The organism is Pantoea sp. B270 (assembly GCF_018726825.1).
Classification (GTDB): Bacteria; Pseudomonadota; Gammaproteobacteria; order Enterobacterales; family Enterobacteriaceae; genus Pantoea; species Pantoea dispersa.
On record NZ_JAHCSX010000001.1, the window covers coordinates 1,090,339 to 1,108,910 of the forward strand.

Sequence of the window (18,572 nt, forward strand, 5' to 3'; positions counted from 1 at the left end):
CCGTTACCCTCCTCGGACAGGGCGACGCGCACGCAGTGCACCCACGGCCAGTACCACAAAGATCAGGGCGCCGGTTGCCACCTGCTGCCAGTAAAAGTTCCAGCCGACCAGCAACAGTCCGTTGGCGATGAAACTCAGCAGCACGACCCCCAGCAGCGTACCCGGCACATTCGGGCGGCGCGAAGGCGCGAAGGTCGCGCCAATAAAGCTGGCACCGATGGCATTCAGCAGATAGGCATTGCCCGATAACGGTACCCAGGCTTTGACATTGGCGGCGAGAATTAACCCGACGATGCCGGCGACCAGTGCACTGAATATGAATGCCAGCGCGGTGAGACGTTTGACCGCCACGCCAGAATGATGCGCTACGCTGAGCTGTTCACCCATCATGCGCAGTGCGCGACCGCTGGCGCTGCGGTGCAACAGTTGATACAGCACCAGCACCACGCCCAGCAACAGCCAGAGCGGTAGTGGAACGCCAAGTAGCGTGCCGTGACCAATAGCGGTAAAACCCGCCGGCAGCGTCTGGCTTAGCAGATAGACCGGCTGCCCACCGTTGGACGACAGTTGCTGTACGCTCTGACCAATAAACAGCGTGCCAAGCGTGGCGAGAAACGGCTCAACGCCGAGTTGTGTCACCAGAAAAGCGTTGAACACGCCTACCAGCAGTGCCGCCGTCAGCGCACCCAACAGCGCCAGCGGCAGCGCGACCTGATGCAGTACCAGCGTCACCAGCACCAGGCAGGCGACATCAATCGCCGTACCGACGGACAGATCGATCGCGCCGATACGCGTGACCAGCGTCATGGCCAGCGCCACAATCGCCAGCGGTGCGACATTATTCAGCAGCACGCTACGAATGTTGGCGACAGTGGCAAACGCGGGCGCGGCGATGATGAAAAACAGCAGCAGCGCAACAAAGGTCAGCACCATCAGGCTGCGCAACAGCCCCGGCACTTTTTTACCGCTCAGGCTCAGTTCAGACATGAGATGCCCTCCCCGCCTGACGGCGCCGCAGTAGCGCGGTCAGCGCCACAACCAGCAGGATGAGCACACCCTCGACGCCGTTAATCCAGTAACTTGAGACGTTAACCAACTGAAAGCCGTTGGCTATCAGACTCAGAAACAGCGCGCTGATCAGTGCACCGCCCAGGGTCGGCACCAGGCGACGCGAAAACACCACGCCGAGCAGCGCGGCGGCAATCACCATCAGCAGATTGTCGTTAGCGCCCGGCGAACTGCCGCTGAGCAGCGCCACCGAGGCAATGGCTGCCAGTGCAGCGCTGAAGCCGCACAGCACATAACTCAGACTTTGATAGCGCGCCACGCTAATGCCCGCCGCGTTGGCGGCCTGCGGATGGCTACCCACCGCCTGCAGGCGCAGGCCAAACGCGGTGAAACGACTGAGCGCGAGTGCACTCAACGCCAGCAGCAGAAATCCCCAGCCGAGCCAGGAAACGCCCAGTGGTCCGCTGGCTATCAGCAGGTTTTGCAGCGCGCTGCTGGCTGAAATCGACGCGTTTCCGCTCAGTACCATCTCCAGTCCCATGGCGATGTTCATGCTGGTCAGCGTCGCCAGCAGGGGCAAAATACCAAGCCAGACAATCGCCAGGGCATTGAATATCCCCACGGCGATGCCGGTGAGCAGCGTGAGCAGCAGCGCATAAGTGACAGAGTGTTGCTCAGCAATCTGCGCCGCGAATACCGCGGCACACAACCCCATATTAGCGGCAATGGATAAATCAATGCCGCCGCTAATCCCCTGAACACCGCCACCGCTTAGCACCAGCGTCAGACCCAGCGCCAGCGTTCCCACCACCGCCGTTTGCTGCAATACGTTACCAAGGTTGATCACGCTGAGGAAAATAGGCGACAGCCAGGCAAATACCGCCAGCACCAGTACAATAATCAGCAGCGCGACGTGCTGCAGCCACGGCTGCCCCTGCGGTTTGCCTGCCGCCGTCACCACCGCCGGTTGGCTCAGTTCACTCATAGGATTTGCTCCGTCAATGCGCCCGTGCCGGAAGCCAGGGACAGAATCTCCTGATGACTGGTGTGCCGGGCGGACAGCGTGGCGACCTGCTCGCCGCGCGCCAGCACAATAATGCGGTCGGCGAGCGTTTGCAGTTCCAGCAGATCGGTGGAAAACAGGATAATCACCGCCCCGGCGGCCGCCAGCTGCTGCAGGGTTTGATAAATGGCGGCCTTGGCGGCAATGTCGACGCCAACCGTGGGCTCATCCAGCAGATAGAGCGTGGCGTGGGTGTTGAGCCATTTCGCCAGCACCGCTTTTTGCTGATTTCCGCCGGACAGCTGACGCAGCGGTGCCAGCTGGCCCGGTGTGCGGATCGCCAGCTGGCGGATGTTGTCCGCCACTAGCACGGTCTCGGCGGTTGCGGAGACGCCGCCCCAGCGCAGCAGGCGCTGCACGGTCGTCAGGGTGATGTTGTCGCGCAGGCTCACATCGAGCGCGATGCCGTTGGCGCGGCGATCTTCCGGCACCAGCGCGATGCCACGTTTCACCGCGGCATGTGGCGAAGCCGGTACGCCGTGCGTCTCACCTACGCGCAGCGTCCCGCTCACGCCACGTTCCAGACCAAACAGTGCGCTGATTAACGCCTTCCCTCCGGAGCCCAGCAGGCCGGTAATGCCAACGATCTCGCCACGTCGTGCGCTGAAACAAACATTGTGAAAGCGACCCAGCGCGCTCAGGGCGTCTACGGTCAGCACCGGCTCGCCGTCAGGTGGCAGACCGCGCGGTGCAATCGCCTGCTGCGTCTCACCGATCATGGCATTAATCAGCGCCTGCGGAGAAAGGGCGTCGCCGGTAAAATGCGCGACGTCTTTACCATCGCGCAGCACCGTAACCCGCTGGCACAGCGCCTGGATTTCATCGAGATAGTGAGAAACGTAGATCAGTGCGATCCCCTGCTGACGCATACGTTCAATAACGCGAAACAGCGCCTGCACCTCGTGGCGCGCCAGCGCGGCGGTCGGTTCATCCAGTACCACCACGCGCGGCGCGCGCTGTAATACGCGACAGATCTGCACCAGTTGCTGTTCCGCCACACTTAACCCGGCGATCAGCGCATCGGGATCGATCTGCAGATCGAAGTGCTGTTGCAGTAGCTGCCGCGCCTGCTGCCGCATACGCCGGCGATCGATAAACGGTGTGCTGCCAATCCGTGGCTCATTACCGAGCAGCAGCGCTTCCGCCACCGTCAGCGTGCCGGGCAATAGCCGCTCCTGATGAACAATGGCGATGCCCTGCTGTTGTGCCTGAGCCGGACTGGTCAACACCAGTGGCCGGCCTTCCAGCGTCACGCTGCCCTCATCGGCAGCGTGGATGCCGCCCAGCACTTTGATCAGCGTCGATTTTCCGGCTCCGTTATGCCCAATCAGCCCATGCACTTCGCCGGCGTGGACATCAAGCGATACCGCTTGCAGCGCGGGAATGCCGTCAAAGGCTTTACTGATCTGGCGCAGTTGCAGTCGCACTGTCTTATTTATCATCGCTCTGGCCCAGCGTTTGCTGCGCCTGCGCCGCATTCTCTTTGGTGACCAGAATGGCCGGAACATAGGTGGCAGGCGGAAGTGAACGATCGCCGGCAAGGTATTTCGCCACATTTTGTACCGCAGTTTGTCCGATCAGATAGGGTTGCTGCGCCACCACCGCCGCCGCGCTGGATTTCGGATCTTTCACCAGCGAGACCACGTCCGGGCTGCCGTCCACGGCGTAAGTTTTGATTTCACTGCGACCGGCAGCATCAACCGCCTGAGTGGCACCAATCTGCGGTACGTCCCATGCCGCCCAGATAGCCTGTACTGACCCTTGCGGATACTTGTTAAGCAGCTGACTAATCTGCGCATAGGCATCCTGCACGGTATTGGGAATGACGTCGCGCAGTTCGGGCTGAATGATTTTAATTTTCGGATACCATTTCAGCACGGCTTTTAACTGGTCATAGCGCATCGCCACCACCGGCACGCCATAAAAACCATTAAACACCAGAATATTGCCTTCGCCGCGCAGATCATTGACCAGTTTTAATGCCAGCTGCTCGCCAATATAAAAGTTATCGGAGGTCGTGACGTTAATACTGGATGGGCTGGCGGTATCCACGGTAAATAAGGGAATGCCGGCGTCGCGAATTTTTTTCAGCCAGGGTTCCAGCACTGAGGCGGTGCCCAGCGTTTCAATAATGGCATCCGGTTTTTGTGCAATCAGCGTTTGAATTTGCGCGATCTGCTGTGACTCTTTGCGTCCGCCATCCAGGGCGATAGGCGTGCCACCCAGCCGCTTTACTTCATCAATTTGTCCCTGATAGGCTTTCAGATCCCAGTAGTGATCGGTACCGGCCACGGTAATACCGATACGTTTACCGGCCAGTGAGGGAATAGATGCGTCAGCGGCGCGAGCGTGCAGCGACAAGCCGGCGAGCAGCGATGCAGAGGCCAGTAATAGTCCGGCCAGGCGGTGTTTATGCATTGTTTATATCCCTGGAAAAGGTTCAGCTAAATAAGGTGAGTGACGCCTGCTATCCGGCGTATAGCTGAAAATTATCACAGTCACTATTTATCCCTAATGCCATTTTCTCCTTTGGATATGCAGCGGATTTGCATATTGATTGCGTGAAAAAGCATGACCGGGCGCAGATATTCTGACGCCCGGTTATAAATAATAAAAACGTGGCTGGAATGAAGACGTGCGGCGCTAAAGATACGTGATGGTCGCGGGCGCCGCGGGTGTGATTTTAACGCCCTTTTTTCTTGCGTCCCGGCTGAGTAAAGCGCTTGCGGTTCGCGCCCTGACCCGCTTTGTCACTCTGTTTCGGTGCGCTGACGGCCGGTTTTTTCGCGGCGGGCGTCGCCGCTTTCTTCTTCGCCTGTGCCTGCTGCGTTTTTTGATCTTCTGACGACGAATCCTCAATCAGCTTAAACAGGTCGATCAGTTCATCGTCCGTCAGATCGCGCCACTCACCGAGCGGGATACCTTTCAGGCTCACGTTCATGATCCGCGTGCGCTCCAGCTTCGTCACTTCATAGCCAAAGTGTTTGGCCATGCGGCGAATCTGCCGGTTCAGTCCCTGCACCAGGATAATACGAAATACAAAGGTCGACTCCCGCTTCACTTTGCATTTTTTCGTCACTGTGCCGAGCATCGGTACGCCCGCCGCCATACCGGCAATAAACTCGTCGGTGATCGGCTTATCCACCGTGACCACGTACTCCTTTTCGTGATTGTTACCGGCGCGCAGGATTTTATTCACCAGATCGCCGTGATTGGTGAGGAAAATCAGCCCCTGCGAGTCTTTATCCAGCCGGCCAATCGGGAACACGCGCTTGCTGTGGTTGACGAAGTCACCAATGTTGTCACGCTCGCCCTCTTCCATGGTGGTGACAATGCCCACCGGCTTGTTGAGGGCGATTAATACCAGATCGTCTTCGTTGCGCGGTTCAATCAGCCGCCCGTTGACTTTGACCTCATCCCCGGCGAACACCTGCGCACCGACGCTGGCGCGTTTGCCGTTAATGAAAACGTTGCCTTGTTCGATGTAACGATCGGCGTCACGGCGCGAGCAGATTCCGCTCTCGCTGATGTATTTATTCAGGCGCGTGGATGAGTTGGGCAGCATGGTTCCTCCGAAAAAAAACGGACTATACAGCATGTGCGCGCGTTGCGTAAGGCTGGGTTAAGCGTCCGGTGGCGGTTGTTCTTGGCGGTGTGATATGGCGAAAAAGCGGTGCCGGGTGTCATAGCGATTTATGGCACATACAAATCCCTCCTGTCGGTTAAAATAGCCCGCACGCCCCTGAGCAAACTCCGGGAATTGTGAACACCTCTCCGTTAACCAGGCATGAAAATGTACAACGTAAATCATCTTTTCGTCAGCCGGGAAATGAATGTGAAAAAGCTGCTGGCTTACGGTTTCCGCAAGGATGGGCCGGATTACGGCTACCGCTGTGATGTGATGAATAAGCAGTTTACCCTGCAGGTAAACATCACCACCCAGGGTGACATTGCCGCCACCATTATCGATAAAGTCACAGGAGAAGATTACATTCTTCACCGTATTACTTCTGCCACCGGTGCCTTTGTGGGACAGATTCGTGAAGAACATGACGCTATCTTGCTGGATATCGCAGAAAAATGTTTCCCGCAGAAGCATTTCAAAACAGCGCAGGCCGATGCGATTGTTCAGCACTTAAAACAGCAATATCAGAGTGAGCTGGAATTCTTATGGCCGCGCTTTCCTGAAAACGCCATCTTTCGCCGCAAAGATAATCAAAAGTGGTTCGGCGCGCTGTTGACGATTCACAGCAGCAAGCTGGGCCGACCGGATGATAGCCTGATTGAAATCGTCAATATTAAAGTCTCGCCGCAGGCCATCGCTTCGCTGGTCGATGGCGAGGTTTATTTCCCGGGCTACCATATGAACAAAAAGCATTGGGTTTCCCTGTGTCTGGATGGATCAGTCCCGACGGCCGAGATTTTGTTGCGCATTGACAACAGTTTTAACCTGGCCGGCTAGCCATCGGCGCGGCACCGTATACCTCTTCGCGGCTGATTTCGCCGCCCCATCCCCGCAGCCGCAACGTCTCGCCCGTCAGTTCCACCACCGCAAAGGGCACGCGCGACGGGCCATCAAGCATCCCCTGCAGGGTTATAAACACGGTATCCGCGCGCCGATGATAGCCGCCGCGATGATCGTGGCCGGCAAAACAGGCGCGCACGCCATAGCGGCAGAACAGCGCTGCCAGCTGCGAACCGTTGAGCAGACTGTGGCTGTAGCCCGGTGCCAGCGGATAATGGCCGAACACCACCACCTGCTGGCCGCAGGTGCGGGCCTCGATAAGCTGCGTTTCCAGCCATGCCAGCTGCGTCGCACCGACCGCGCCATTCCACGGCTGCGCCTGCGGTTGCTGGCGCGCCTGTAAATCAGCCAGCAGTGCGGCCGCGCGCTGGCGATCGTCGCCGTTGTGTTGATTGCAGTACAGGCTGATATCGTTGCCGTCGTAGACAATAAAGCGCCAGCCCGGCAGCTGAAAGGCATAGTAACTTTTTGGCAGCGGCAGCGCGTCATTGAGGTGCTGCGCGATGGTCTGGGCGTCGTGATTCCCCAGCACCACGGCATGCGGATGGAGTAGCCGATCGTAGAGCGGCAGCAGCGTGGCATAGCTGGCCCAGTGGCGATCCACCAGATCGCCGAGCGTAACGACAAAATCCAGCGGCTGCTGATTGAGCGCGTTTATCGCCTGCGGCAGCTTATGCAGAGCATGACGATAGTAAAGATTCGCCGGGACATCCGCCTCAACGTCAGCATATTGCGGATCGGCCAGCAGCCCGAAGCGCAGCGTGCCGTCGAGCGGTGCCGCGCGTAAATCCGGTAACTGATACAGCTCAGCGACATCACCGAGCCGCTGGCGTTGCGCTGCGGTTAGCGCATGGGCATATCCCATCTCTGGCTCTCCTTAGCGAATACCGGCACGCATGAATGACTGAATAAACTGCCGCTGGAACAGCAAAAACAGCAGCAGCAACGGCAAGGTGGTCATCAGCGTTGCCGCCCCGATCAGCGCCCACTGCACGCCCTGCTCCGGCGCGGAAAACAGCTGCAGCCCGACGGTTAACGGACGCACCTGAACCGAGTCGGTGATCACCAGCGGCCAGAGAAAATCGTTCCAGTGGAAGCTGATCGAGACCAGCGCGAATGCCACATAGATTGGCTTTGCCAGCGGAATGTAGATGTGGCGCAGAATGTAAAACCGGCTGGCTCCTTCAACGGTTGCCGCCTCTTCCAGTACCAGCGGAATGCTCTTGAACGTCTGCCGCAGCAGAAAGATGGCGAACGCCGAGGCAAAGTACGGCAGCGCAATGCCGGTCAGGGTATCGCGCAGCCCGAGCGCGCTAATAGTGCGGTAATTATTCAGAATCAGCACATCCGGGCTGATCATCAGCTGCAGCAGAATCAGCGCGAAGAGGAAACCGGAAAATTTCAGGCGGAACCGCACCAGCGCATAAGCGGCCAGCGTGGCCAGCACCAGCTGGACCACCACAATCATCAGCACCAGCAGCGTGGTATTGAGGAAGTAGCGGGCAAACGGTGCCGCGTGCCAGGCATTGATGAAGTTCTCCAGCGTCAGCGGTGCCAGCAGCGAAAAGTGCCCCTGTCCGGCGGCCGGATGAATGGCAATCCACAGCGCCACCAGCATCGGCAAGCTCCACAGCAGCGCGGCCAGCCAAATCAGCAGGTTGAGCGCAAAACCGCCCGGAGAGGATGCAGCTTTCATTGATAATGGGCTCGCTTGTCCAGCAGATGAAATTTGATCAACGCAATCGATCCGAGGATCACCAGCAGCACCACCGTCATGGCCGACGCGGCTGGCATGTCCCAGAAACTGAATGCGGTACGATAGATATAAAACAGCAGCAGGCTACTGCTGTTGTTCGGGCCGCCGTTGGTCATGGCAATCACCTGATCGACAATGCGGAAGGCGTTCATCGAGGCGTTGATCAGCACAAACAGCGTGGTTGGCAGCAGTAGCGGCCACTGCACGCGGCGGAAAAAGTAACGGCGCGATGCGCCTTCAATGGCGGCGGCTTCGCTGAGGCGCGGATCGATCTGCTGCAGGGCGGCGAGATAAAAGATCATGAAAAAGCCCGCCTCGCGCCATACCGAAACCGCCATCAGGCAGTACAGCGTGGTATCCGGCTCGCCGAGCCAGTTGACCGCCGGTAGCGAAAACCATGCCAGCAGGCTATTCAGGATGCCAAGCTGCGGCGTGTAGAAAAACAGCCACAGATTGGCGATGGCGATCATCGGCAGCAGCGACGGAATGAAGAAGGCCGCACGCACCAGTGCGTTGCCGCGCAGCCGACGATTGACCGCCAGCGCCATCAGCAGCGCCAGCGTCACCGCCAGCGGAATGGTGATCAGCGCATACAGCAGGTTATTCCACAGCGACTGCATAAAAATGTCGTCATCCAGCAGCGCGCGATAGTTATCCAGCCCGACAAAATGGGCCGGATGCGAAGCGCGCGCGGCGCTGAACAGGCTCTGCCACAGCGTGGCCAGCGCCGGATAATGGGTAAACAGCAGCAGGAAGCTGAGCGCGGGCAGCAGCAGCAAATAGCCGCTGAGCTGCAGTGACCACCCTCGCGGGCGCAGCGTGGCGGCGCTGCCAGAGAATGAGCTCATCACGCGGCCGTCACTGATAGTTTTTCAGCAGGCGGTCAGCCTGTTTCTGCGCATCGGCCAGCGCCTGGGCCGGGGTTTTGCTCTGCGTCACCGCTGCTTCAATGGCGTGATTGAGCGCGTCCTGAATCTGCACGCTATTGTAGGTCGAGAGTTCCGGCTGGGCATATTTCAGCTGCTCACGCGCCACCAGTGCCTGAGGCACCTGCTGCACATAGGCTTTCATTGCCGCCGTGTCCCACGCTGCCGGCGAGGTGGCGACATAGCCGGTAGCGATACTCCAGCGCGCGGCCTGTTCCGGTGCGGTGACCCAGCGGATGAAGCGCATCGCCGCCTGCTGCTGCGCCGGTGAGGCGCTTTTGAACACGTACAGGTTACCGCCACCGGTCGGGCTGCCGCGCTGGGTTTTCTCCGGCAGCATGGCGACGCCAAACGGGAAGGTCGCGTTGTCGTGCACGTTGGTCAGGTTGCCGGTGGTGGTGACCATCATGGCCGTTTTACCACTGATAAAGTCCTGCGGCGTGGTGCCCCAGGCGATTGCGCCTTTCGGCGAGACTTCCTCTTTCTGGCCGAGGTCGGTCAGCCACTGCAGGGTTTCCACGTTGCCCGGCGTGTTGAAATACACGGCGTTTCCCTTGCCGTTATCCAGCCGTCCGCCATTGGTGGCAGCCAGCCCCTGGAAATTCCAGTAACCGTTCGGCGTGGAAGGGATCTCAATGCCCCACTGGCTGACGCCGCTGGCCTGTTTCAGCGTCAGTTTTTTGCTGAATGCCACCACCTGCTGCCAGGTGGCGGGCGGTGTATTCGGATCGAGGCCGGCTTTCTCAAATGCCTGTTTGTTCCAGTACATCACCACGGTTGAGCGCTGAAAAGGCACGCCCCACACTTTGCCCTCAATGCGACGCAAAAAGGCCGGATAGAAGCTGTCGATCCACTGTTTGCCCTCTTCACCCGTGGCTAAATCGCTGGCGGCGACGATGGCACCGGCATCCATCAGCGACCAGGCTTCAATATCGCCCATCACCGCCAGTTGCGGTGCGTTACCGCCGCGAAACGCCGTCAGCGCTTTGGTCACGGTGGTGGCGTAATCGCCGGTGTAGACCGGCTGAATGCTGATCTCAGGGTGCTGTTTTTCAAAATCCGCCACCAGGGCTTCCACGGTGTGGCTGACTTTACCGCCGACCGCAATCGGATAGTACATCTGTAACTTCACCGGCTCAGCAGCAAACACCGACGCGGAGGCACACAGCATAACGACACAAGCCAGAGGCGAGAAACGGATCGCAGACATGATTTTCCCTAGAATAAACGACAACGGTTAAACAGCGTATTTTTTCTCAGCGAGCAACATCGGGTGTTCAGCAGCGACACAGCGCTGGCCGCTGGTGGTGGAAAACAGGTATTGCCGGCTGGTGGACCACTGCAGGCCGACCAGGCTGTCATCCGTGAAGCGCTGCAGGCCGGGCACTTTGACGGTCAGTGATTCCGTGATGCCGGGCAACCGACATACCAGCAGCGTATCCGCGCCCATGTATTCGTAGCTCACTACCCGCGCACTCAGCGCGGCCTGCTGCGGGGCGACCAGCTGGATATCCTCCGCGCGCAGGCCCAGACTCAGCGCCGTTTCGCCGGCATAGCTCAGCAGCGGTGTGCTGAGATGGCTGAGGTAGTGATGCGCGCCTTTGCTGTGCAGTGGCAGGATATTCATTGGCGGTGCGCCAATAAACTGCGCGGCAAAACAGCTCGCCGGCTGGTTGTAGAGCTGGTCTGGCGTGCCGTGCTGCTCAATGCGGCCATCGTTAAGCAGAATGATGTGATCGGCCATGCTCATCGCTTCGGTCTGATCGTGGGTGACGTACAACATGGTCAGCCCGAGCTGCTTTTGCAGCGCGCGGATTTCGCGCCGCATGCTCTGGCGCAGTTTGGCATCCAGGTTGGATAACGGCTCATCCATCAGGCACAGCGTATTGTTGGCGATCACCGCCCTGCCCAGCGCCACGCGCTGCTGCTGCCCGCCGGAGAGCTGTGAAGGCAGGCGCGCCAGCAGCGGTTCCAGTTCAAGCAGTGCGCTGACCTGCGCCAGCCGGGCGGCAAACTTTTGCTTATCTTCACCGCGCGCCTTCAGGCCAAACAGCAGATTTTCCCGCACGCTCAGGTGAGGAAACAGCGCGTAAGACTGAAACACCATCGACAGCTTGCGCTGCGCCGGTGGCAGAGGCGTGACGTCGGTGTGATTGAAATAAATGCGGCCGCTGTCGGCCGTTTCCAGCCCGGCGAGTGTGCGCAACAGCGTCGATTTACCGCAGCCGGAAGGCCCCAGCAGTGCGACGAAACTGCCTTGCGCCACGTCGAAGCTGATATCCTGCAGCGCGATTTTATCGCCCCAGGTTTTGGTGATGTGTTGCAGCGAGAGATGGCTCATGCATCCGCAGTCCTGAAATCAGAATGGCGGTAAGCTAGCTGAGGCGGATGAAAGATTTATGGCGCTGACGTGACGGTTGGGTGATGGATGGCGACCTGGCGCAGAATCCGCCCTCACCCGGCACGCCCGCAGGCCGTGCCGGCAGGCGTTTATGCGTTACTGCGACATGCTCAGAATGGTGCGGATGTTCTGCGCCGTGGTGGCAATGATGTCGATAGCGCCGGTGCGCAGCGCGCCGAGGATCGCCATGGCTTTAGTGTTTTCTGCGGCAATGGCAATCACGCAGGGAATTTTACGCAGCTCGTCGATACTCAGGCCAATTACCCGGTCGTTCATCACCGTATCCACGTGCTGGCCCTGGGCATTAAAAAAATCATAGCCGGCCACATCACCGGTCACGCCCTGATTGACGCTGGCATCAATGATCTCATGTGGTGTGAACCAGCCGAGCTTCACCATATAGCTGTTTTCGTTCATGTCACCGATGCCCACCAGTGCCACATCCGCTTTGCGCGCGCGGTCGAGCGTCTCTTTGATGGTGCCGTTTTGCATGAAGGCGTCGCGCAGCGCCCGGTTTTCGACGTAAGCCGGGGCGTACAGGGTTTCGCTGATGCCGCCAAACTTTTTGGCCAGCCGGCGGCTGATGTGGTCCGCGTTGATGGCATCCCCCGGACGATGGGTGCCGCCGATGCCGCTGATAAACAGGCAGTTGCGCGTCGGCACCTGACCGGGATAATCGGCGACGGCCGCCACGTTGCGCCCCTGGCCCACGGCGACAATGGCGTTGTCTTTCAGCGACTGCGCGAGATGCGCCGACACCAGCGCCGCCACCTGACGCCGCTGCTCGTCGCTGTCTGGCGAATCGAGGGCAATCAGCGCGCGCTGCAGATGAGGAAAGCGCGTCTGCAACTGCTGTTCCAGCCGCGTACTGAACACCGGATGGTAGCGCACATTGATCTCGACGATGCCCTCTTCACGCGCGCGTTTCAGCAGTCGCCCCACCTTGATACGGGAAATCCCAAACTTACGCGCAATCTCCTCCTGGGTGATTTCGTCCTGATAGTAGGCGACGGCAATTTCCGTCAGCAGCTCGGAGTCCTGAGAAAGCGTGTTTTTTTCCATCCGTTACCTGTCTTGTATCGTCGTGCGGAGTGCTCAGCAGGGAGTTATATCATTGATGCGACTCGCTTCGCCAGCCAGCAACGCCGCGAGTCGCCGCTGCTGTCACGCTTAACGCTGAATGGCGTCAATTTTCAGCATGCGGGCAATAACCTTATCCAGCTCTTGCTGATCGAAGATCTGTTTCCAGTCCGGTTTGATGATCTTCTCGCGACCATACTCCATGGCGATCATGCAGGCATCCGAGAACGGGTTGGTGGCTCGGAAAGCCACCGCCAGCGCAATCTGAATATGGCCGTACAGCATGGCCTTCGCTGCCTCTTCCGGGACGCCGCTGTGTTTCACCGTTTCATCCAGCGCCTCTTTCATGAAGGCACCGACCATGCAGGCGACGGTTTCGACCAGCGTCGGTTCCAGATACGCCAGTTGCGTCACCGTGACCCAGTGCACCTGATCAACCGGGCCGTACATCACGCTGATTACCTTACTCAGCTCTGCCTTCTGTTCAGCGCTGCTGCTTTCCCAGGCTGCCGCGACGTGCTGAACGGCAGCGACGCCACCAAACGCATCGGCGTGCTCCTCTTTGGTGTAGCGGGCCAGAAATACCGACGGATGGCACGGGTGCGCGACCGCGTATTCAATGCCGTCACGCTGGGCGATCAGGTTGGCGTAGGCCGCGGCCGGATCGAGCGTCAGCAGCACCGCACCGCTTTGCATTTGTGGCACCACGCTTTGCGAGACTTTGCCCAGTACGATATCCGGCACGGCGAGGATCACCACGTCACTCAGTGGCACCACCGACGCGGCATCCGACAGCTCGCGTCCCTGTGCAATCACCTGCTGCTGCGCCTGCGGTGAATTCTCGCAGTAAAACACCTGATAAGCGCTGTGCTGCAAATTAGCGGAAATACGCATGCCCATTTTGCCGCCTGCGCCGATCACGGTGATGGTTTTCAATGCCTTGCTCATGTTAACGACTCCTGATCTTGTTTACTGCGTAGGAATTCAACGGCGCGGCGGGTCCATTCAGCTTCCCGCGCGCAGGTCTGCGCGGCATCGTCCTGCCACGGCAACCAGTGTTCGATGATTTGGTTGATGTCGCGATCGACCGGCCGCACGCTGGCGATCAGCCGGTCATAATCCAGCTTCCCTTCGCCCATCGGACAGCCGGCCAGGGTAAAACCGACCCAGCCGGCACGGCGGGTAAAGGCGAAATCTTTGATGTGCAGATTGCCGACGCGCGCAGCGGTATTGGCGATCACCTGCTCCTGCAGTTCCAGTCCGGCGACGCAGTTGGCCGGATCGAGACAGACGCACAGCCACGGCGAGAGAAAGCGGTTGATCACCGACATCATCGCCGCGCTGCTGACCTGCTCGTAGGTTTCCAGGCACAGCCGCACCTGCTGGCGGGCAAAATCCGGCAGCACGGCAGCAATCAGATTGGCCGCTTCATCCAGCGATGGCCGGTGATCGGCGGTGTTGAACATTGAGCGCACCACGCGCGCGTCGAGAATAGCGGCGATGTGCAGATAGCGGCGCAGGTGCGCGCTGCCGAGACCACGCGTGCCCAGCTCCAGCGTGATGCCAAGTGCATCCGCCTGCTGACGCAGCGCCAGCAGCTGGTCATCTGACCACTGCTCAATCGCCGGGTAGTCGCAGATCTGGAATACTGACACGTCGAGATCGGCGGTGTGCTGCAGCATCTGCGCCAGCGTGAGCGGCTGTGGCACCTGGGGCGACATGCGCCAGAAAAACGCGTAGGTGCTGAGTCCGATGCGGCTCATGACGGCAGCTCCTCAGCCAGCTTACTGGCTTCCTGCACGATTTGCGCCAGCGCCTGCGGATCGTGGGCAAAGCGGCCGAGGAACAGGCCGTTGACGTCGCCGCCGAGGCGCTGAATCAGGCCCGGCCCGGCGCTGCCGCCGTAAATCACCCGCAGCGTGATGCCGTCTGGCGTCGTCAGCTGCTGTAGCCCGCTGCACACCGCGCGGATGTAGCTGTCCGGCGCCGGCTGCGGCGCACCAATGGCCCACTGCGGTTCGTAAGCAAACAATACCTCACCGCTGAGCGCGTGTTGCGCGGCCTCCGCCAGCGCCTCCTGCAGCTGCTGCTGACACAGCGCAATCGCCTGCTCAGGCGTGCCCTGCTGCGGTTCACCGATGCACAGCACCGGGGTCAGGCGATAACGCAGCGCCATCGCCACTTTGGCGGCAATCTGCGTTTTATCTTCATGAAAATGGCGACGGCGTTCAGCGTGACCGATCTCCGCCAGCGAGCACCCCAGTTCCTGCAGCATGCTGGCGCTGACCTCACCGGTCCAGGCGCCGTTTTCCGCCTGACACACGTCCTGCGCGCCGACGCGCACCGGCGTGCCGGCAAAAATCTCCCGCACCGCCGGGATGGCCGGATAAGCGGGCAGCACAAACAGCCCGACATCACCGCGCTGCACCGCCGGATGCTGCGCCAGCGTCGCAACCTCGCGACACCACGCCAGCGTTTGCTGATAGCCGAAATACATTTTCAGGCTGACGCCAAGCCAGATTTTAGGCTGAGCCATAATTACGCTCCCTGTTCAGATGCACTGTGTTCTTTTAACAGATTGCCAACGGTGTTGACGATCATCGCCAGTGAAACCGCACCGGCGTCCGGCGTGCCAACGCTTTTTTCTGCCAGCGGCCGCGCACGCCCCACTTTCGGTACCAGCTGTGCGGTGGCCTGCGCGGCCTGCTCCGCCACCGCTGCCGCACGTAACCAGGCTTCGGTGAGTGATGCGCCCTGCGCGACCGCAGCGCTCAGCGTGTCGCTAAACGGAACCAGCACGTCAACCATGGTTTTATCACCGACGCGCGCTTTGCCGAAGTGCATAATGCCCTCTTTGGCATCCCGGACGCCGGCAGCGACGCGTGTTGCATCCGCTGCCGCGCTGTCGCCCAGTGCGGTGCCGAGCGCGGTCAGTGCCACGCCCCACAGTGCTCCGGACGTGCCGCCCGCTTTATCCGCCCAGGCATCGGCGGCGCGACACAGCAGACTGCCAGCGCCGGCGCCACGCGCGGCCACCTCACGCGCCTTTTCTACCGCGCCGAGTACGCCGCGCTCCATACCAATGCCGTGATCGCCGTCGCCCGCTACCGCATCAATGTCGCCCAGCTGGCCGGCATGACGCTGAATCATCACCGCCACTGCTTCCAGCAGTTCAAGAACGCGCCGGGCGCTGTGTTGTGATGCGGTGCTGGCCTGAGGTAACGTCTCTTCACGGATCTCTTCGCACTCGGCGGCGCTGAGCGGTTCGGCAATCAGGACGCTGCCTTTGCGGTAGGCTGGCGTATTGGCCGGCGCGCGCCACAGCGTTTCCAGTTCATCATCAAGCCACATCAGCGTCAGCGAGACGCCTGCCATGTTAAAACTGGTGACGAATTCGCCGACATCCGGCTCCACCACCTGCAACTGCGCCGCCGACAGCAGCTGGGCGATGCGGCGATACACCACAAACAGCTCTTCATACTTGACTGAACCGAGACCGTTGAGGATTACCGCCACGCGCTGTCCCGCCACCTGCGCCACATCCGCTGGCCGCTCACTCAGCAGTCGGTCGACAAAGATTTCTGCCAGCTCGTCGGCGCGCGGCACCGCCGTTTCGCTGATGCCCGGCTCACCGTGGATGCCCAGCCCGAGCGCCATGCGCCCTTTCTCTACCTCAAACAGCGGATGCGAAGCGCCAGGCAGCGTGCAGCCGGAAAATGCCACGCCGAAGGTGCGGGTGCGATCGTTGGCGTGCTGCGCTTTTTTCAGCACCGTAGCCAGATCGTCACCCGCTTCTGCCGCGGCCGCCGCCACTTTAAACACACACAGATCGCCGGCGACGCCGCGTCGCTTCAGACGCTCATCGTGGCTGGCGCTGGACACATCATCCGTTACCGCCAGCACCTCACAGGCAATACCTTCAGCGCGCAGCCGCTCGCACGCCTGACCAAAATGCAGCACGTCACCGGCATAGTTTCCAAACAGCAACAGCACACCCGCGCCGTTATGCGCCGCGCGCGCGACGTTGTAGATTTGCTGCGCCGACGGCGAAGCGAACAGATTGCCCATTGCCGCCCCGTGCGCCAGGCCCTGGCCGACCAATCCGGCAAAGGCGGGATAGTGACCGGAACCGCCACCGACAATCACCGCCACGGTATCCGGCTGGCTGCGCGTGCTGCGCACCACGCCACCGCTCACCTGGCGTACTTTATCGGCGTTGGCGGCCACAAAGCCTTCGATCAGTTCCGCGGCAAACGCGGATGGCTGGTTAAACAGGTACGTCATGTTATTGCTCCTGTACAAATGAGGCTGGCAGAGGCTGCGCGCGACGGCGATTGAGGAACAGCATCAATACAGCGGAGAGCAGCATAAAACCGCCGACCACGAACATCGGTAACACATAACTGTGAGTGGCATCATGCAGTGCGCCGGTGATGTAACCGGCGGAGAAACCCGCCACGTTGCCCAGGGTGTTAATCAGCGCAATCGCCGCCGCTGCCGATGCGCCGGTCAGGAACTGCGTCGGCAGCGTCCAGAAATTGGGCAACGCGGCGAAGATGGCGCTGGCCGTTACGGCGATCACCAGGATGGTGGTAAACGGTGAATCCATGTAGAGCGCCAGCGGTACGCTGACGCCGCCCGCGACCGCAGGAATCGCGATGTGCCAGGTTTTACAGCCACGCCGCGCGGCATCCCGCGACCAGAAAAACATCACGACGGCGGCGATCAGGTACGGCACGCCGGTGATCAGCCCTTTCTGCATCACATTGAAGGTGGTACCAAACTGCTGCTGGAAGCCAGCGATAATGGTCGGCAGGAAGAACGCCAGCGCGTACAGGCCGTAAATAAAGCCGAAGTAGATCAGGCACAGCATCCACACGCGGCTGTTGCCCATCACCGAACGCACGCTGTGCGGGTGCTGGCCCTGCTTGTGCTGATGTTCCGCCTCCAGTTCGGCTATCAGCCAGTTTTTCTCGTCGTCATTCAGCCACTTCGCCTGACGCGGCGAGTCCACCAGCCAGAACAGCGCCACAATCCCGATGAGGATTGCTGGCAGCGATACGCCCATAAACATTACGCGCCAGCCCTCCAGGCCAAACAGCCCGTGCTGCTCAATCAGCGAGGCAGCCAGCGGTGCGCCAAATACCACTGTCAGCGGTTGTGCCAGGTAGAACAGCGAGAGAATTTTGCTGCGGTGGCGCGCCGGCACCCACAGGCTGAGATAAAGGATGGCGCCCGGGAAGAAACCGGCCTCGGCAATCCCCAGCAGCAGGCGCAGCGTGTACAGCCCTTCGACACTGCTGACCCAGGTAAACAGCAGCGAGACGATGCCCCAGCTGATCATGATGCGCGCCAGCCAGCGCCGCGCGCCGAACTTATGCAGCGCCAGGTTGCTGGGCACTTCCAGCAGGATGTAACCAATGAAGAAGATGCCGGAGGCGAGACCAAACTGCAGCGCACTGAGGCCGAGGTCCTGCGTCATGCCGTTTGGGCCGGCAAAGGAAATGGCGGTGCGATCGAGGAAGTTGATAAAGAACATCAGCGCCACAAACGGTACCAGGCGCCAGGAGATTTTGCGGATTGCGGTCTGCTCAACCGCGCTGACAGCAGAGTGATTCATAACGCACCTCCGAAACGTGCGCAGTGAGACGGTGTTGGCCAGGCGCAAAACCGGCGCTGGCGACAGACAAAATGCGAGGTAAGAAGCAAATGACACATGTTCGAGTCCTCAATGGGTCTTCTTGTACATGGATAGGGTCATGCGAACAAATGAACACTACACGGATATTTGCTCACTCCTCAAGCGCAGTTGG

17 protein-coding genes are annotated in these 18,572 nt (G+C 60.0%); 1 reads left to right on the forward strand and 16 read right to left on the reverse strand.

Annotated features, from left to right (window positions below):
- Window positions 1-3 precede the first annotated feature (3 nt).
- The 5 genes from KOL70_RS05285 to rluF form a co-directional block, all read right to left on the reverse strand.
- Window positions 4-987, reverse strand: coding sequence for an ABC transporter permease (locus KOL70_RS05285; RefSeq protein ID WP_081317660.1), 984 nt, complete (start codon window positions 985-987; stop codon window positions 4-6).
- Window positions 980-1,993 carry an ABC transporter permease gene (locus tag KOL70_RS05290; RefSeq protein WP_021506017.1) on the reverse strand — a complete coding sequence of 338 codons (1,014 nt, stop codon included), beginning with the start codon at window positions 1,991-1,993 and terminating at the stop codon, window positions 980-982. Before KOL70_RS05290 ends, KOL70_RS05285 begins: the two co-directional genes overlap by 8 nt.
- Window positions 1,990-3,513 carry a sugar ABC transporter ATP-binding protein gene (locus KOL70_RS05295; RefSeq protein WP_215480323.1) on the reverse strand — a complete coding sequence of 508 codons (1,524 nt, stop codon included), beginning with the start codon at window positions 3,511-3,513 and terminating at the stop codon, window positions 1,990-1,992. Before KOL70_RS05295 ends, KOL70_RS05290 begins: the two co-directional genes overlap by 4 nt.
- Window positions 3,503-4,489: a sugar ABC transporter substrate-binding protein gene (locus KOL70_RS05300; RefSeq protein WP_058774665.1), complete on the reverse strand. Its 987-nt coding sequence runs from the start codon at window positions 4,487-4,489 to the stop codon at window positions 3,503-3,505. The genes KOL70_RS05295 and KOL70_RS05300 overlap by 11 nt, the downstream gene beginning before the upstream one ends.
- A gap of 265 nt (window positions 4,490-4,754) precedes the next feature.
- Window positions 4,755-5,636, reverse strand: a complete 882-nt coding sequence (rluF, locus tag KOL70_RS05305) for a 23S rRNA pseudouridine(2604) synthase RluF (RefSeq protein WP_021506014.1) — start codon at window positions 5,634-5,636, stop codon at window positions 4,755-4,757.
- A gap of 264 nt (window positions 5,637-5,900) precedes the next feature.
- Here rluF and KOL70_RS05310 point away from each other — a divergent pair, with 264 nt between their 5' ends.
- Window positions 5,901-6,533 (forward strand): MmcQ/YjbR family DNA-binding protein, encoded by a 633-nt coding sequence (locus KOL70_RS05310; protein ID WP_233209792.1) that lies wholly within the window; start codon window positions 5,901-5,903, stop codon window positions 6,531-6,533.
- Here the strand turns inward: KOL70_RS05310 and KOL70_RS05315 are convergent.
- From KOL70_RS05315 to KOL70_RS05365, 11 genes are all read right to left on the reverse strand, one after another.
- A complete protein-coding gene (locus KOL70_RS05315; RefSeq protein WP_021506012.1) occupies window positions 6,517-7,461 on the reverse strand; it encodes a metallophosphoesterase in 945 nt (314 codons plus the stop codon). The two genes, KOL70_RS05310 and KOL70_RS05315, sit on opposite strands and share 17 nt — an antisense overlap.
- Window positions 7,462-7,473: 12 nt before the next feature.
- Window positions 7,474-8,292, reverse strand: a complete 819-nt coding sequence (locus tag KOL70_RS05320; RefSeq protein ID WP_021506011.1) for a carbohydrate ABC transporter permease — start codon at window positions 8,290-8,292, stop codon at window positions 7,474-7,476.
- The gene (locus tag KOL70_RS05325; RefSeq protein WP_058774661.1) at window positions 8,289-9,200 is read right to left on the reverse strand and encodes a carbohydrate ABC transporter permease; all 912 of its coding nucleotides are present in this window, start codon (window positions 9,198-9,200) and stop codon (window positions 8,289-8,291) included. Before KOL70_RS05325 ends, KOL70_RS05320 begins: the two co-directional genes overlap by 4 nt.
- A 10-nt stretch (window positions 9,201-9,210) precedes the next feature.
- Window positions 9,211-10,488, reverse strand: coding sequence for an ABC transporter substrate-binding protein (locus tag KOL70_RS05330; RefSeq protein WP_104092961.1), 1,278 nt, complete (start codon window positions 10,486-10,488; stop codon window positions 9,211-9,213).
- Window positions 10,489-10,515: 27 nt separating this feature from the next.
- Complete coding sequence (locus KOL70_RS05335) at window positions 10,516-11,619, reverse strand: ABC transporter ATP-binding protein (protein ID WP_104186629.1); 1,104 nt, start codon at window positions 11,617-11,619, stop codon at window positions 10,516-10,518.
- A gap of 156 nt (window positions 11,620-11,775) precedes the next feature.
- Complete coding sequence (locus tag KOL70_RS05340) at window positions 11,776-12,741, reverse strand: sugar-binding transcriptional regulator (protein WP_021506007.1); 966 nt, start codon at window positions 12,739-12,741, stop codon at window positions 11,776-11,778.
- 108 nt (window positions 12,742-12,849) lie between these two features.
- Entirely contained in the window at window positions 12,850-13,707 is an 858-nt protein-coding gene (locus KOL70_RS05345) for a phosphogluconate dehydrogenase C-terminal domain-containing protein (protein ID WP_104186627.1), read from the reverse strand.
- Window positions 13,704-14,522: a sugar phosphate isomerase/epimerase gene (locus KOL70_RS05350; protein ID WP_104186626.1), complete on the reverse strand. Its 819-nt coding sequence runs from the start codon at window positions 14,520-14,522 to the stop codon at window positions 13,704-13,706. Before KOL70_RS05350 ends, KOL70_RS05345 begins: the two co-directional genes overlap by 4 nt.
- Complete coding sequence (locus tag KOL70_RS05355) at window positions 14,519-15,295, reverse strand: triose-phosphate isomerase family protein (RefSeq protein ID WP_104186624.1); 777 nt, start codon at window positions 15,293-15,295, stop codon at window positions 14,519-14,521. The genes KOL70_RS05350 and KOL70_RS05355 overlap by 4 nt, the downstream gene beginning before the upstream one ends.
- Before the next feature lie 2 nt (window positions 15,296-15,297).
- The gene (locus KOL70_RS05360) at window positions 15,298-17,043 is read right to left on the reverse strand and encodes a dihydroxyacetone kinase family protein (RefSeq protein ID WP_104186622.1); all 1,746 of its coding nucleotides are present in this window, start codon (window positions 17,041-17,043) and stop codon (window positions 15,298-15,300) included.
- 1 nt (window position 17,044) lies between these two features.
- Complete coding sequence (locus KOL70_RS05365) at window positions 17,045-18,379, reverse strand: MFS transporter (RefSeq protein ID WP_058774655.1); 1,335 nt, start codon at window positions 18,377-18,379, stop codon at window positions 17,045-17,047.
- Window positions 18,380-18,572: the final 193 nt, after the last annotated feature.